At 53.9% G+C, this 14,092-nt stretch carries 15 protein-coding genes; 13 read left to right on the plus strand and 2 right to left on the minus strand.

Annotated features, from left to right (window positions below; genetic code table 11):
* Positions 1–210: 210 nt before the first annotated feature.
* The 3 genes from K0I63_RS02720 to K0I63_RS02730 all read left to right on the plus strand — a co-directional run bounded on the left by K0I63_RS02720 (position 211) and on the right by K0I63_RS02730 (position 1,254).
* The gene (locus K0I63_RS02720; protein WP_220073014.1) at positions 211–489 is read left to right on the plus strand and encodes a hypothetical protein; all 279 of its coding nucleotides are present in this window, start codon (positions 211–213) and stop codon (positions 487–489) included.
* Positions 490–669: 180 nt separating this feature from the next.
* A complete protein-coding gene (locus K0I63_RS02725; protein ID WP_220082450.1) occupies positions 670–876 on the plus strand; it encodes a PspC domain-containing protein in 207 nt (68 codons plus the stop codon).
* A gap of 18 nt (positions 877–894) precedes the next feature.
* The gene (locus K0I63_RS02730; RefSeq protein WP_011864345.1) at positions 895–1,254 is read left to right on the plus strand and encodes a hypothetical protein; all 360 of its coding nucleotides are present in this window, start codon (positions 895–897) and stop codon (positions 1,252–1,254) included.
* Between the two features lie 15 nt (positions 1,255–1,269).
* Here K0I63_RS02730 and K0I63_RS02735 read toward each other — a convergent pair whose 3' ends face one another.
* Positions 1,270–2,007 (minus strand): enoyl-CoA hydratase, encoded by a 738-nt coding sequence (locus K0I63_RS02735; protein ID WP_220082451.1) that lies wholly within the window; start codon positions 2,005–2,007, stop codon positions 1,270–1,272.
* Between the two features lie 49 nt (positions 2,008–2,056).
* On the opposite strand from K0I63_RS02735, the gene K0I63_RS02740 reads away from it, so the two are divergent.
* The 3 genes from K0I63_RS02740 to K0I63_RS02750 are packed head-to-tail and all read left to right on the plus strand — an operon-like array spanning position 2,057 to position 4,271.
* Positions 2,057–2,524, plus strand: a complete 468-nt coding sequence (locus K0I63_RS02740) for a copper chaperone PCu(A)C (protein ID WP_220082452.1) — start codon at positions 2,057–2,059, stop codon at positions 2,522–2,524.
* A 12-nt stretch (positions 2,525–2,536) separates the two neighbouring features.
* Positions 2,537–3,508 (plus strand): DUF2333 family protein, encoded by a 972-nt coding sequence (locus tag K0I63_RS02745; protein WP_011864348.1) that lies wholly within the window; start codon positions 2,537–2,539, stop codon positions 3,506–3,508.
* 4 nt (positions 3,509–3,512) lie between these two features.
* Positions 3,513–4,271 carry a TIGR04219 family outer membrane beta-barrel protein gene (locus K0I63_RS02750; RefSeq protein ID WP_144199780.1) on the plus strand — a complete coding sequence of 253 codons (759 nt, stop codon included), beginning with the start codon at positions 3,513–3,515 and terminating at the stop codon, positions 4,269–4,271.
* 66 nt (positions 4,272–4,337) lie between these two features.
* On the opposite strand, the gene tolC is transcribed toward K0I63_RS02750, so the two are convergent.
* On the minus strand, positions 4,338–5,663 hold the full coding sequence (gene tolC / locus K0I63_RS02755) for an outer membrane channel protein TolC (RefSeq protein WP_220082453.1): 1,326 nt from the start codon (positions 5,661–5,663) through the stop codon (positions 4,338–4,340).
* A 284-nt stretch (positions 5,664–5,947) separates the two neighbouring features.
* Here tolC and nudF point away from each other — a divergent pair, with 284 nt between their 5' ends.
* The 7 genes from nudF (at position 5,948) to parC (ending at position 14,034) form a co-directional block, all read left to right on the plus strand.
* A complete protein-coding gene (gene nudF / locus K0I63_RS02760; protein ID WP_220079821.1) occupies positions 5,948–6,556 on the plus strand; it encodes an ADP-ribose diphosphatase in 609 nt (202 codons plus the stop codon).
* A complete protein-coding gene (locus tag K0I63_RS02765) occupies positions 6,553–6,999 on the plus strand; it encodes a DUF1249 domain-containing protein (protein ID WP_011864352.1) in 447 nt (148 codons plus the stop codon). Before nudF ends, K0I63_RS02765 begins: the two co-directional genes overlap by 4 nt.
* A gap of 9 nt (positions 7,000–7,008) precedes the next feature.
* Positions 7,009–7,848: a 3',5'-cyclic-AMP phosphodiesterase gene (gene cpdA / locus K0I63_RS02770; RefSeq protein WP_220044155.1), complete on the plus strand. Its 840-nt coding sequence runs from the start codon at positions 7,009–7,011 to the stop codon at positions 7,846–7,848.
* Between the two features lie 194 nt (positions 7,849–8,042).
* Positions 8,043–8,621, plus strand: a complete 579-nt coding sequence (locus K0I63_RS02775; RefSeq protein ID WP_220082454.1) for a YqiA/YcfP family alpha/beta fold hydrolase — start codon at positions 8,043–8,045, stop codon at positions 8,619–8,621.
* Between the two features lie 48 nt (positions 8,622–8,669).
* Positions 8,670–10,556 carry a DNA topoisomerase IV subunit B gene (parE, locus tag K0I63_RS02780; protein WP_220082455.1) on the plus strand — a complete coding sequence of 629 codons (1,887 nt, stop codon included), beginning with the start codon at positions 8,670–8,672 and terminating at the stop codon, positions 10,554–10,556.
* Between the two features lie 86 nt (positions 10,557–10,642).
* Positions 10,643–11,770, plus strand: coding sequence for a PQQ-dependent sugar dehydrogenase (locus K0I63_RS02785; RefSeq protein ID WP_258406993.1), 1,128 nt, complete (start codon positions 10,643–10,645; stop codon positions 11,768–11,770).
* Entirely contained in the window at positions 11,767–14,034 is a 2,268-nt protein-coding gene (gene parC / locus K0I63_RS02790) for a DNA topoisomerase IV subunit A (protein ID WP_220082457.1), read from the plus strand. The genes K0I63_RS02785 and parC overlap by 4 nt, the downstream gene beginning before the upstream one ends.
* Positions 14,035–14,092: the final 58 nt, after the last annotated feature.

Genomic DNA, 14,092 nt, shown 5'->3' on the forward strand with positions numbered 1-14,092 from the left:
TTTTTAAACTTTTCACAAGAGTTGGTGAAAATTACCAGCCGGTAGTGAAACTCACTATCTTCTCATCCAGCCGCCTCAGTCCTAATGAATGCCTCAGCGGCATTAAATTTTATAAATCCATATTTATCATGTGTTTATATTGTTTTTATAAAGTTGGCACACCCCTTGTATTGTCAAAGATGTCATAAACGAAATGGAAAGGAAGACATCATGAACAAGCTAACTAAAGTATCGCTAATCGCCTCTCTACTTATAGGTGCTAGCTTCTCTGCCTCGGCAGATGACTTTATCCCAACAGATATCACCGCCAAGCTGGAGCGTCATTTGGCGACTCAGATGCAGGAGATGATGGTGACTGCTCAGCAAGAACTGACACTTTCACTGCAGGCGCAGCTGTCAGAGTCGCTATTCGACACTAACCTTAAGCTGGCAGAAACGGCGACCAAGAGTGAAGAAGCACCGATGAAGAGTGCGATGGTTAAGGAATAACTCTGGTAAAGGAATACCATAGTTTGGGGAATTGTTATGACTTATCTGTTTGAGTTGGCAGCACTGTTACTGCTCCCAGTATTGAGCTTCGCGCTCTGCGCAACCTTAGTCTGTACCTTGAAATGGCATAAGGTGTTATAGCCGGGGCTCCTGAATTTGTTGATAGTAAGGACAAGTATCATGAATATCGATGATCTAATAAGAAGGCTAAAAAATCCCCGCAGCATAGTATGTGGTGTGGCGGCGATGACGGCAGACAAATTTGCCTGGTCTTGCCTGTGGACTCGCGTCGTGTGGGCCGTGGCAGCCTTTATGAATCCGGCCTTCGTCTTGTTAGTGTATTTTGTATTGGCACTCGTTCTGCCGAAATGGAAACCAGGCTACTAGCCGTTAGGGATTAAGAGCGTGAAGGGACGTACGAATTTACAAAAAGCGCTGGATATCTTGCTGGCCCTGGGTGTCATCCTCATAGTGGCTGCGGCGCTGATGATGCTGGGACATTACTTTGAAGCGCGTTGGTTTTACATCAGCCTGGAGTCGCCTCAGTGGATCGACATAGGTTTGTGGAGTACGGCGCTGGTCAGTGCCCTGTTATTGATTCTGCTACTCTGGCTCACCCTGGCCTTTAGTTTTATCGCCCTGGTTTCTTCTTTTTGTGTGCTAAGCGCCATCGCCATGTTGTTTGCCGGCTTTTCGCTGTTTTGGCCGATTCTCCTATTACTACTGGCGGCCTGGGGCGTAGGCCAGGCTAGCCGGGTCGACTAGCCGGGCTCGATTTCTTTATCTGCTCAGGAAGGCGTTAAACTGCGCCTTGGCCTCATCGCTTAGCAACCGAACGGCAAACTCTTCCAACTCTTTTTGCATCTGCTCTCTGATAAGTTCGCTGTCACCGCGTATTAGCCTGCGACTGGCTCTGAGTGCCTGAGGTGGCTTCTTCGCCAGCTTGATGCTTTGGCTCAGGGCATGACTCATCAACTCATCGCTTGGCAGCAGATCGTTGATGAGCCCCATCGACAGGGCGCTGTGGGCATCGAAGGCCTCACCAAGTAATAGCAATTCGCTGGCCTTGGTCTGACCGACCAGGCGGGGCAGTAGAAGGCTGGCACCTGCCTCGGGCACCAGGGCGAGATTGACGAAGGGCAGCTGGAACTTGGCGGTGTTATCGGCATACACCAGGTCGCAATGTAGCAGTAGGGTTGTGCCTATGCCGACCGCGGGACCGGCCACGGCGGCAACCAGAGGTTTCGTGAGATCCAGCAGGGTGAACAGGAACCTGACGGTAGGATGATTCTGTCCTAAGTCACTATTTTTTAAAAAGTCGGCAACATCGTTACCCGAGGTGAAACAATCGCCTTCGCCTTTGAGGAGAAAGGCGTTAATTCCGTTGTCTGACTCCCCTTGGATAAGGTATTCTGTGAGCCGAGCATACATCTCAAGGTTAAGCGCGTTGCGTTTGTCGGGGCGATTGATCGTGATGATGCGTACGCCCTGCTCATCCTGAAATTGAATGTTACTCATGGGTCAATAATCCTTATTTGGCAGATGGGTTAAAAAGGAGTTTAAGGCATTGAAACAGATTTTCAAACACGCGTTTAATTTTGTCCTGCTATCATGCACTTCATTTTCCGTATTGGCAAACGTCATGTTTGTCGATGGCTATGTCAGGGCCATGCCGCCGAGCGTGCCCAATACCGCCGCCTATTTCACCCTGATGAACCATGGGCCCGAGGTCGATCTCGTCGGCGTCGATACAGAGGTAGCCGCCGAGGCGCAGCTACACACTCTGGTGGAAGAAGAGGGCGTAGTGAAGATGCGCCAACTCCCCAAATTTACCCTGGCCAGCCACGCTAACCTGGAGCTTATGCCCTCGGGTAAGCACGTGATGCTGCTGGGATTAAAAAAACCGCTGACGGAAGGACAGGAAGTGGTGTTAAGGCTAAAGTTTAGCGATGGCAGCGAGCAGCAGGTGACGCTGCCGGTGAGCAAGCAAGCGATAGCGACACAAGATGATGGCGAGCACCATCATCACCATTAATGGAGTAAGAGTATGCAGGTAACATGGAAACGGGTCAGCCTGGCGGCCGCCGTCTTATTTTTGATCGGCTACATCATCAGCGTATGGTGGAGCGTAGAGCCAGACAGCATAGAGCCCCATCAGCTCAATAACGAGACGGGCCATAAGATAGTGGGCTACGCGACCACTACCTCTTTGATTTTAACCATGGAAACCCTCCTCGATAAGAACGGTGGCTGGTTGTCGAACGATGTGATGCCTCCCTCGCTGTTTATGGATAACATGCCCGCCTTCGAGTTTGGTGCCATAGAGCAGGCGCGGGATCTAGCGCTGATCATGCGCAAGGAATTTAGCCGTTCCCAATCGCAGTCGACCGCCGACAAAGATCTGCTGGCGGCCCACTCTAAGCTAAATATCGAACACACCAGCTGGTTGGTGCCGAGCGCCGAGGGCGAGTATCGTGACGCCATCAAGCTACTCAAGCTTTATCGCGCCCGCATCGCCGACACCAATAATCCCGATGCTCAGTTCTACGCCCGCGCCGATAACCTCAACGAGTGGCTCAAAGAGGTGCAGAAGCGCCTGGGCAGCATGTCGCAGCGCCTGTCTGCCAGTGTCGGCCAGGAGCGGATCAATACCGATCTCGCCGGTGACACTGAGGCCAGCCAGTCGACGCCTAATCTGGCCAGCCAGGAGATCAAGACCGGCTGGTGGCAGATCGACGATGTCTTCTATGAAACCCGCGGCGCCACCTGGGCACTGCTGAACTTCATGAAGGCTATTGAGGTGGATTTCGCCGACGTATTGAAGAAGAAAAATGCTGAGGTCAGCTTGCAGCAGATCATTCGTGAGCTGGAAGAGACACAGCAGCCTGTGTGGAGCCCGATCGTGTTGAACGGTTCTGGGTTTGGCATAGTGGCCAACCACTCGCTGGTGATGGCCAATTATATTTCCCGCGCCAATGCCGCGGTGATCGATTTAACTAACTTATTGACTCAAGGCTAATTAGATGAAAAAAACACTACTTGCATGTGCTCTGCTCGGGTCTTTGGCAGCGACATCTGCACAGGCGGCTACTGTAGTTGGCTTCAAGGTGGGCGGCGACTACTGGAACGCCGACACCGAGGGTACCTTTGCTCAGAAGGGCCAGGCTCAACAGGAGTTTGATTACAGCTCTTCATCTCAGGGTAGTATCTGGGTCGCCATCGAGCATCCGATTCCTTTAGTGCCTAACCTGAAGATCCGCGAAAACCGTCTGGATGCCGACGGCAAGGCGACGTTGACCGGCGACTGGACATTCGGCGATCGCGTATTTAGCGACGATGTGACCACGGCAAGCAACCTGAGTAATACCGACTTCGTGCTCTACTATGAGCTGCTGGATAACGACATAGTGGCACTGGATCTCGGCGCCGCCTACAAGAAGATGCACGGCTCTTTCCGCGTACATCAGATCTCGCCATCTGGCGTGGTAGGGGCTTACGCGCAGAAAGATCTGAGCGACGGTGTGGTCATGGCTTACGCCAATGCCGAGGTGGGCATTCCTGGCCTGGGTCTGTATGGTTTTGCCGACGTGATGCAGGGCATCGACGAGAGCAGCGTCTACGACTATCAAGTGGGTCTGGGTTGGCAGTTTGACGGCGTGGCGCTAGATACCAAGGTGCGTGTCGGTTACCGCGACTTTAACTTCGATGTGAACAACTTCGACGGTGTGACCGCCAACATGCAGTTCAAAGGCTATTTCGCCGGGGTTGAGCTGGTCTTCTAATAGCTAGTTTGTAGCCATAAAAAAACCGCCATGATGGCGGTTTTTTTGTATCTAAAGCCTGATCTCTTACTGACTGACTTCAGGAGCCTTCAGGCCATTGTTGATGGCGATGACATCGTCTTCGCTCAGGGTGCCAGTCGCTTGTTTCAACGCCAGGATAGAGTTGATATAGCCATAACGGGCATTAGAGAGCTGACGCTTAGAGTCATACAGGTCACGGGTACGGTTGAGTACGTCAACGATAGTACGGGTACCCACCTCGAAACCTGCCTGGGTCGCTTTCAGTGCGCTCTCAGAAGAGATCACCGATTGCTCATAGGCGCGGATAGAGCTAATAGAGGCACCAACGTTGTTGAAGTTGTTGCGCACATCTTTTACTACCTTGCGGTAGGTCTGTTCCATCTTCTCGCTGGCTTCTACGTATTGGTACTGCGCCTGGTTGACCTTAGAGCTCACCTTAAAGCCTTCGAAGATAGGCACGCTCAGTGTCAGACCCACGTTGGCGTTGTCGTAATCGCTCAGATCACCTGTCTGATTCTTCTGATTCAGGTTGGTGGTGTAACCCGCATTCAGGCTCAGAGACGGCATGTGGCCCGCCTTGTAGAGCGAGATGGTCTGCTGGGCGATATCTTTACCGATACGCGTGGTTAACAGATCCACACTGCTGGTCTCGGCCATCTTCAACCAATCGTTTGGCATGGCTGGGGTTGGCGGTACCGCCGTGAAACGTGTGGTATCCAGGATATCGATAGACTTGTGGTCTATGCCGGTGATCTCTCGAAGGGCTTCGTAGCTGTTGATCAGCTGGTTTTCCGCCAGGATTTCCGATGCACGGGCCAAGTCATACTGAGCCTGAGCCTCATGTACGTCGGTGATCGCGGTGAGACCCACGGCAAAACGTTGCTTGGTCTGCTCGAGCTGACGCTCGATGGCACGCTTCTCGGCGCCCTTGAATTCATAGTTATCTTTCGCGGCTAAGACGTCGAAGTAGGCGCCTGTAACGCGAATGATGAGTGACTGAAGTGTCGAGGCGTAAGCGGCATCGGCCTGTGACGCCGCAAGCTCCGCGAGGTCGAGTCCGACCCAGGCGCTGTGATCATAGATCACCTGCTTGAGTGACACTCCAGCATCGAGTCCGCTGTTGTACTTGTCATCATCAACATTGGTCCAGCTCTTTCCATAGCCTACGCTGGCGCTGATGGTAGGTAGCAAGGGGGCGCGGTTCTCTTCGATCTGCTCGTAGAGACGGTCGCGCTGCGCTTGTGCCTGGAGCGCAATAGGATCATTGGTAAGGGCCTGCTGATATATCTGCAGTAGATCGTCGGCATGCACGGCAGAAGTCGTTGCCGCGAGAGTCAACGCTGCACATAAGGTGCGGATCTTAAATTTCATTAGCTGTCCTTTTTTAGACATAAATACTCCGAGGCGGAGCCATTTACTTAATAAAGTTAAGTGATGCTTCAGCGCAAATCATTTGCGCGAAGCGGTTTGCGCTTCCCGACGCTTCCCGATACATCTAAACTTATTAAGGTTAAGATATTAAGAAATTAACCATTTTTAAGTCAACTAGGAAGTGTAACAGTTTTTAACGGTAAGTCTGCATTTTTTAGTGGTCTACATGGTATATTGAGAGCCCCTGGGGATAAGCATTTACTAACTGAGTCGCGGGACGGGTAATGAGTCAGAAATTCACCAATGAAGATGTACAGATGCTGGGAAAACGAACCCTTTTTCAGGGGTTCTTTCGTATGGAAGAGTACAGATTCAAACATAGGCTGTTTGCCGGTGGTTGGAGCCCGGAAGTGGTGCGTGAAGTGTTCGAGCGCGGCCATGCCGTGGTCGTGCTGCCCTATGACCCCGTGAGCGACAAGGTGGTGCTGATTGAGCAGATACGCATTCCCGTGGTGAATGCCGCAACCACCCCTTGGCTGCTGGAGTTTGTTGCCGGCATGATCGAGGAGGGGGAGAGTGCCGAGCAGGTGGCTCACCGTGAACTGCTCGAAGAGTCTGGCCTGGTGGCCAGCGAGATGCACTACATCAGCCAATATTTTTCCAGTCCCGGCGGCACCAGCGAGCGATTCGATTTCTACTGGGCCAGGGTCGACGCCAGTCAGGCCGATGGCCTGCATGGCCTGGATGATGAACATGAGGATATCAAGGTGCACGTGATGCCCCGTGAGGCAGCCTTTCAACTATTGCAAGATGGCACCATCAATAACGCCTCGACGGTGATTGGCCTGCAGTGGTTGCAGCTCAACTACCAAAGCTTAAGGGCCGCCAAGTGAGCCTGTCGTTAAATAAGCGCAAGCCGGACTATCAGGCAAACGTGAGTCGTTTTCTCGCCTTGTGTAGCCGTAACTACTTCAATATATTACGCTGGCTGCCCGCAGGCTATGAGCAGGGGCAGTCCTGGCAGGTCGAGGGAGACTTCGGTTGCCTCGAGGTTAAGCTGCTGGAAAACACCCAATATACCCAATTAATTGAGATCTCCCGTCCGCTGAAAATCGCGCAATACGTTGATACGCCTAAAGTTGTAGTGCGTGTTTACCATGACGCTAAATTAGCAGAAGTGTTAACTAGTCGACAGATTTATCGATTAAGACCAGTATATGATTATCCAAATATACGTATGTACCATAGAGACGAAAAGTATCAGGTAAATGCTTTTCTTGAAGAGTTACTCAAGATTGACAACCATGCCCGCATCATTTGTCAGTCCGAATCTTAGGGTTTTAATGTGCTAAAAGAGGCTATCTCTTATTCCATCGATCACGATGAGAGCGTAAAGCTGGTCCAGGTGACGGACCCTCATCTGTTTGCTGATCCCGAGGCGCAACTGCTGGGTGTGAATACCGCACATAGCTTGGATGCTGTGTTGAACACCATTAAGGCCGTCGATTATCCGGCACATCTCTTATTGGCCACAGGCGACATTAGCCAAGATTATTCTAATCAGTCTTACCATAACTTCGTCGCCGCGATTGAAAAATTGAACCTTCCTTGTCACTACCTGCCGGGCAATCACGATGATCCGCGCATCATGCACCTGCATATGCAGGGCCCCAGAGTCTACGGCGATAGGCGGATCCTGGTGGGAAAGTGGCAAATCATCATGCTGGACTCCACCGTTAGGGGGAAGCCAGGCGGGCATATGGCCGACAGCGAGATGGAGCTTATCGAGGCGGCGGTGGCGGCCCATCCCGAGCTGCATACCCTGTTGGTGATGCATCACAATCCGATCCTGGTGGATTGCAAATGGTTGGATCAACACTGCATGGACAATGGCGAGGCGTTTCTCGACAGAGTGACGGCCATGCCTCAGGTCAAGGGCCTGCTGTGGGGCCATGTACATCAGAGCCTGGATCAGTTCTACCAGGGCAAGAGTGGCCCGGTGAAATTGATGGCAACGCCTTCTACCTGCATCCAGTTTAAGCCTAAGTCTCCCTATTTCGCCCTCGATGCCCAGCAGCCAGGTTATCGCCTGCTTGAGTTAAAGCCAGACGGCAGCATCCTGGCCAACGTCTACCGGGTGCCCGGCAACAAGTTTTCACCGGACCACGACTCCAGCGGTTACTAGCTGCTCACTCTGGCAAGCAGATAGCGAGCAGTTTGCTTGGCATTGGCGGGGTTAATATTTGGTTAATCGCCGCGCCGGTGTTAGCATCTGGATGCCCGATACTTGGCTGCAGATGTTAGGCGCAGAGCCAATCTGCCCGCTAAGCCGTCGTGTAGGGAACACATTGCCGTTTTATCATTCGCTGCCGAGGAAATATGCTGCTCTATATTCATGGATTCAATAGTTCACCGCACTCAGACAAAGGTGTGGTCACTGCCCAGTATATTGCCAAGCATTTTCCCGATATCAATTTCGTACAACCCCAACTCCCAGCCACGCCCAAGGCGGCCATGGCGCTGCTGACAGATTTGGTCGAGCAGGCACTGGAGAAGGGAGAAAGCCTGAGATTCATCGGCTCATCCCTCGGTGGCTATTTTGCCAGTTATCTGGCGGAGCGTTATGGCGGGCGCGCCGTGCTGGTTAACCCGGCGGTGAAACCCTTCGAGCTGTTTGATGAGTTCCTCGGTCCCCAGTACAATCCCTACACAGAAGAAGATTATCAGATTCTACCCGAGCACAAGTTAGAGGTGGCTAAGTACGATACGCCGGCCATCTCACATCCAGATCGTTTCTTGGTGCTGCTGCAGTCTGGGGATGAGGTGCTTGATTATCGGCAAGCCGTGAATAAATACCAATGTTGTCAGATGCTCATCGAGGCGGGTGGCGATCACAGCTTCGTCGGCTACCAGCAGCAGATGCCGGGGATCTGTGATTTCCTGTTTCTTGACAAATAGACATGTAGGGCCGCAACATGGCCTGAATAACAATATATTGTGTGCGCTATGACTAACCAATACACTTCAGATGCAATTGAAGTCCTCAATGGACTCGACCCGGTAAAACGTCGCCCAGGTATGTATACCGACACCACACGTCCAAACCATTTGGGCCAAGAGGTGATCGATAACAGCGTCGATGAGGCCCTCGCGGGACACGCGACCAGAATCGACGTGATACTGCACAAGGACAATTCGCTGGAGGTGATCGACGATGGCCGCGGCATGCCGGTGGATATTCATCCCGAAGAGGGGATCCCCGGGGTCGAGCTTATCCTCACCAAACTGCACGCAGGTGGTAAGTTCTCCAATAACAACTATCAGTTTTCAGGTGGTCTGCACGGCGTAGGTATCTCGGTCGTAAACGCGCTGTCGAATCGTGTCGAGATCACGGTGAGGCGCAGCGGTCAGGTCTATGAGATGGCCTTTGAGCATGGCGACAAGGTGGAAGAGCTGACGGTGACAGGCACCTGCGGTCGACGCAACACCGGCACCCGCGTCCATTTCTGGCCAACCGCCAGCTATTTCGATTCGGTTAACTTCTCGATTCCTAAGCTTATCTATCTGCTAAGGGCCAAGGCGGTCCTCTGCCCGGGGCTGCGTATCAAGTTTACCAACAAGCAGACCGGCGATGTCGAAGAGTGGTGCTACGAGAGCGGCCTCACCGACTACCTCAAGTCGTCGACACAGGGAGCATTGACTCTGCCTGAAGAGCCTTTTATCGGCAGCATGGCTGGTAATACTGAGGCGGTCGACTGGGCCATCACCTGGTTACCTGAGGGGGGCGACTCCCTTAACGAGAGTTACGTCAACCTAATCCCCACGCCCTTGGGCGGCACCCATGTGAACGGTTTCCGTCAGGGCCTGCTCGAGGCGATGCGTGAATTTTGTGAGTTTCGTAACCTGATCCCCAGAGGGATCAAGCTCTCCCCCGAGGATATCTGGGATCGCAGCAGCTTCATTTTGTCGATCAAGATGCAAGATCCTCAGTTTGCCGGCCAGACCAAAGAGAAACTCTCCAGCCGTCAGAGTGCGGCCTTCGTCTCGGGCATCGTCAGAGACGCCTTCAGTCTCTGGCTCAATACCCATACGGATCAGGCCGAGGCCCTGGCCGAGATGTGTATCAGCAACGCCCAGAAACGTCTGAAGGCGGCCAAGAAGGTGGCGCGTAAGAAGGTGACCTCAGGTCCAGCGCTGCCGGGTAAGCTGACCGATTGTAGTGGCCAGGACCCTATGCGCGGCGAGCTCTTCCTGGTGGAGGGTGACTCTGCGGGCGGTAGTGCCAAGCAGGCGAGGGATCGTGAGTTCCAGGCGATCATGCCGCTGCGGGGTAAGATCCTCAATACCTGGGAGGTGGAGGCCTCACAGGTGCTGGCCTCTCAGGAGGTGCACGACATCTCAGTCGCCATCGGCTGTGATCCGGACAGCAACGATATCTCAGAGCTCAGATACGGTAAGATCTGTATCCTGGCGGATGCGGACTCGGACGGTCTGCATATCGCGACCCTGCTGTGCGCCCTGTTCATGAAGCACTACAAGGTGCTGGTGGAGAAGGGGCACATCTATGTGGCCATGCCGCCGCTGTTTAGGGTCGATGTGGGTAAAGAGGTATACTATGCGCTGGATGAAGCCGAGAAGCAGGGGATCTTAGATCGTATCAGCGCCGAGAAGAAGAAGGGTAAGGTGCAGGTGACCCGATTCAAGGGATTGGGTGAGATGAATCCATTGCAGCTGAGGGAAACCACCATGGATCCTAACACCCGAAGACTGGTACAGTTAACCATAGATGATGCCGATGACACCCTGGCCATCATGGATATGTTGCTGGCCAAGAAGCGTTCTGGCGATCGTAAGACCTGGCTTGAAACCAAAGGCGACTTAGCCCAGCTATAGCTATGTCATTAAAATAAAAAGATAAATCGTTAGACAAGCTTAATATAATGCATAATAAAAGAGTTAGTTGTTATTTTCTGTGTGCGATGTTTGCCATGATGACATCGGGCGTGTCCCTGACGGCGCGCGCCGAGCAGCCCATCATGATCACAGTCACCAAGGGATTTGGACTCTCCTTATATGCCTCTGATCTCGGTGATGCCAAACAGATGGCACTGGGTGACGAAGGCACCCTGTTTGTGGGCTCTTATAAGTCCGGCACCATACAGGCCCTGGTAGACAGCAACGCCGACGGTCGTGTAGACAAGCGCTACGTAGTTGCCAAGGGGCTGGAGTACCCAGAGGCGATCGCCTTTCATAAGGGGGATCTCTATGTTGCCGAAGAGGAGCGCATCCTACGCTTCGTGGATATCGAGAATCGCCTGAAGCGTCCAGGTCGCGGCAAAGAGGTTTACGATCGTCTGCCGGGCAAGACCAACAAGAGTCGCCGCGCCATGCGTTTCGGCCCAGATGGACGTCTCTATGTCGCCATCGGCGCGCCCTGTAACGTGTGTGAGGCCCATGCCCCCTTTGGCAGTATCATCGCCATCGACCTCAACAGCGGTAGCAGCGAGCAGATCGCCACCGGCATACGCAACGTCACAGGCTTCGACTGGGACCCTAAAGACAGCAAACTGTGGTTTGCGGACCTTGGCCGTGACTGGATGGGTGACAGGCTGCCACCGGATGAGATTAACCGTGTCGATATCGTCGGTGCCCACTACGGCTTTCCCTATATTCACGCCAGCAGCGTGCTGGAGCCCGCCTACGAGAAACCCAAGGGGCTCAAGGTCACCACGCCCGTCTTCGAATTGCCGGCCCACGTGGCGCCCATGGGGCTCGAGTTTTACCGTGGCGAGCAGTTCCCCGAGAAGTATCGTGACCAGCTATTCGTGGCCGAGAATGGCTCCTGGAACCGCTCCAGTAAGATCGGTTATCAGGTCACCATGTTGACCCTGGAAGATGACAATATCAGCAAGCGCCAGACGGTGGTGAGCTTTCTCGATGGAGAGTTCCCCGTCGCCCGGCCCTATGACTTAATCATGGCACCCGATGGCGCCATGTATATCTCAGACGATCTGAAAGGCAATGTGTATCGTCTGTTTTATAAAGAGAACGCGAGCGAAGAGATTGAATCGAGTGAAGCGAGTGAACAACAGGATCCTAATCAATGAGTGATGCGATAGATTTAAGCCTCGATGGCGTCGAACAGATGCCCTTGAGACGTTTCACCGAAGAGGCGTATCTGAACTATTCCATGTACGTCATCATGGATCGCGCCCTGCCGCATATCGGCGATGGCCTAAAGCCGGTGCAGCGTCGTATCGTCTACGCCATGAGCGAACTTGGCCTGTCGGCGCAATCTAAGCACAAGAAGTCGGCGAGAACCGTGGGTGACGTACTGGGTAAGTATCATCCCCACGGCGACAGTGCCTGTTACGAGGCCATGGTGTTGATGGCGCAGCCTTTCTCCTACCGCTACCCACTGGTAGATGGTCAGGGTAACTGGGGTGCACCGGACGATCCTAAGTCATTCGCCGCCATGCGTTATACCGAGGCGCGCCTATCTAAGTTCTCCGAGGTGCTGCTGACCGAGCTGGGTCAGGGCACGGTAGATTGGGGCGTCAACTTCGACGGCACGCTTAAAGAGCCCATGGTGCTGCCCGCCCGTCTGCCACATATCCTGCTCAACGGCATCACTGGGATCGCGGTGGGGATGGCGACCGACGTGCCGCCCCACAATGCCCGCGAGCTGGTGGATGCATGTGTGGAGCTGATTGATAACCCCAAGGCGGATCTTGAACGTCTGATGGAGCTGGTACCCGGCCCTGACTATCCTACCGAGGCGGAGATCATCAGCCCGAGAACCGAGATCGCCAAGATCTACGAGACGGGCCGTGGCTCCATCAAGGCCCGCGCCGTCTATACGGTGGAGTCCGGTGAGATAGTGATCACCGCGCTGCCTCATCAGGCCAGTGGCGGTAAGATTTTAGAGCAGATCGCCGCTCAGATGCAGGCCAAGAAGCTGCCCATGGTGGCCGACCTGCGCGACGAGTCAGATCACGAAAGCCCGGTGCGTATCGTTATCGTGCCGCGCTCAAATCGTGTCGATTGCGATCAGCTGATGGCGCACCTGTTTGCTACCACAGATCTCGAGAAGAATTTCCGCGTCAACCTCAACGTGCTGGGGCTCAATGGCCGTCCTCAGGTGAAGGGGCTGAAACAGCTGCTGACCGAGTGGCTGGAGTTCAGATTGACCACGGTCAGACGCCGTTTAGAGCACAGATTAGACAAGGTTTTGGCAAGGCTGCATATTCTGGAAGCCTTGATGATCGCCTTCCTCAATATTGATGAGGTGATCGAGATCATTCGTTACCACGATGATCCTAAGGCCGAGTTGATGGCGCGCTTTAACCTGACCGACGATCAGGCCAACGCCATCTTAGATCTTAAACTGCGTCATTTGGCGAAGCTGGAAGAGTTTAAGATCAAGACAGAACAGAGCGAGCTAGAGGCCGAGCGTGAGAAGCTTGAGCAACTACTCAGCTCAGATCGCCGCATGAAGACGCTGATCAAGAAAGAACTTAAGCAAGATGCCGAGACCTATGGCGACGAGCGTCGCTCTCCGCTGGTCGAGCGCAGCGAATCCCGCGCCCTGTCGGAGCAGGAGCTGGTGCCGGCCGAGGCGGTAACCGTAGTGCTGTCGGAGAAGGGCTGGGTGCGCTGCGCCAAGGGCCATGATATCGACCCAACGGCGCTCTCTTACAAGGCGGGTGATAGCTTCCTCTGCGCTGCGTCTGGCAGGAGTAATCATGCCACCGTCTTTATCGGCTCGACGGGGCGCGCGTTTGCCACCGATACCCATACCCTGCCATCGGCCAGGAGTCAGGGTGAGCCTGTGACAACCCGCTTCCAGCTGTCGCCGGGCGAGTCTATGGCCCATGCGCTGCTCGGGGAGGATGGACAATGCTTCCTGCTGGCCTCAGATGCGGGCTATGGCTTTATCGGTGATTACAAGGATATGGTGTCTCGCAATAAGGCGGGTAAGGCGCTACTCAGCCTGCCAGCCAACGCCCAGGTGCTGCCGCCGAAACGCGTGGATAAGAGTCGTAGCGAGTCTATCCTGGCGATCACCAACGAGGGTCGCATGCTGCTCTTCTCAGTCGATGCGCTGCCGCAACTGGCTAAGGGCAAGGGTAACAAGATCATCGGCATCGCCAGCGACAGGGCCAAGAGCCGTGAAGAGCTGCTGGTGCATCTGCATGTGGTGCCGCAAGATACCGCGGTTACCCTGTGGGCGGGTAAGCGCAAGCTTACTCTCAAGCCGAGCGATCTCGAGCACTACCGTGGCGAGCGTGGTCGTCGCGGCGCCAAGCTGCCTCGTGGCCTGCAACGTGTGGACAAGGTGGAGCTTGGCGAGGACGAGACCAGTCTCTAGCCGACTGTCAGACATAAAATCCGGATACAAAAAAAGCTGCCCTAGGCAGCTTTTTTTA

Source organism: Shewanella rhizosphaerae, from assembly GCF_019457655.1.
Taxonomy (GTDB): Bacteria; Pseudomonadota; Gammaproteobacteria; order Enterobacterales; family Shewanellaceae; genus Shewanella; species Shewanella loihica.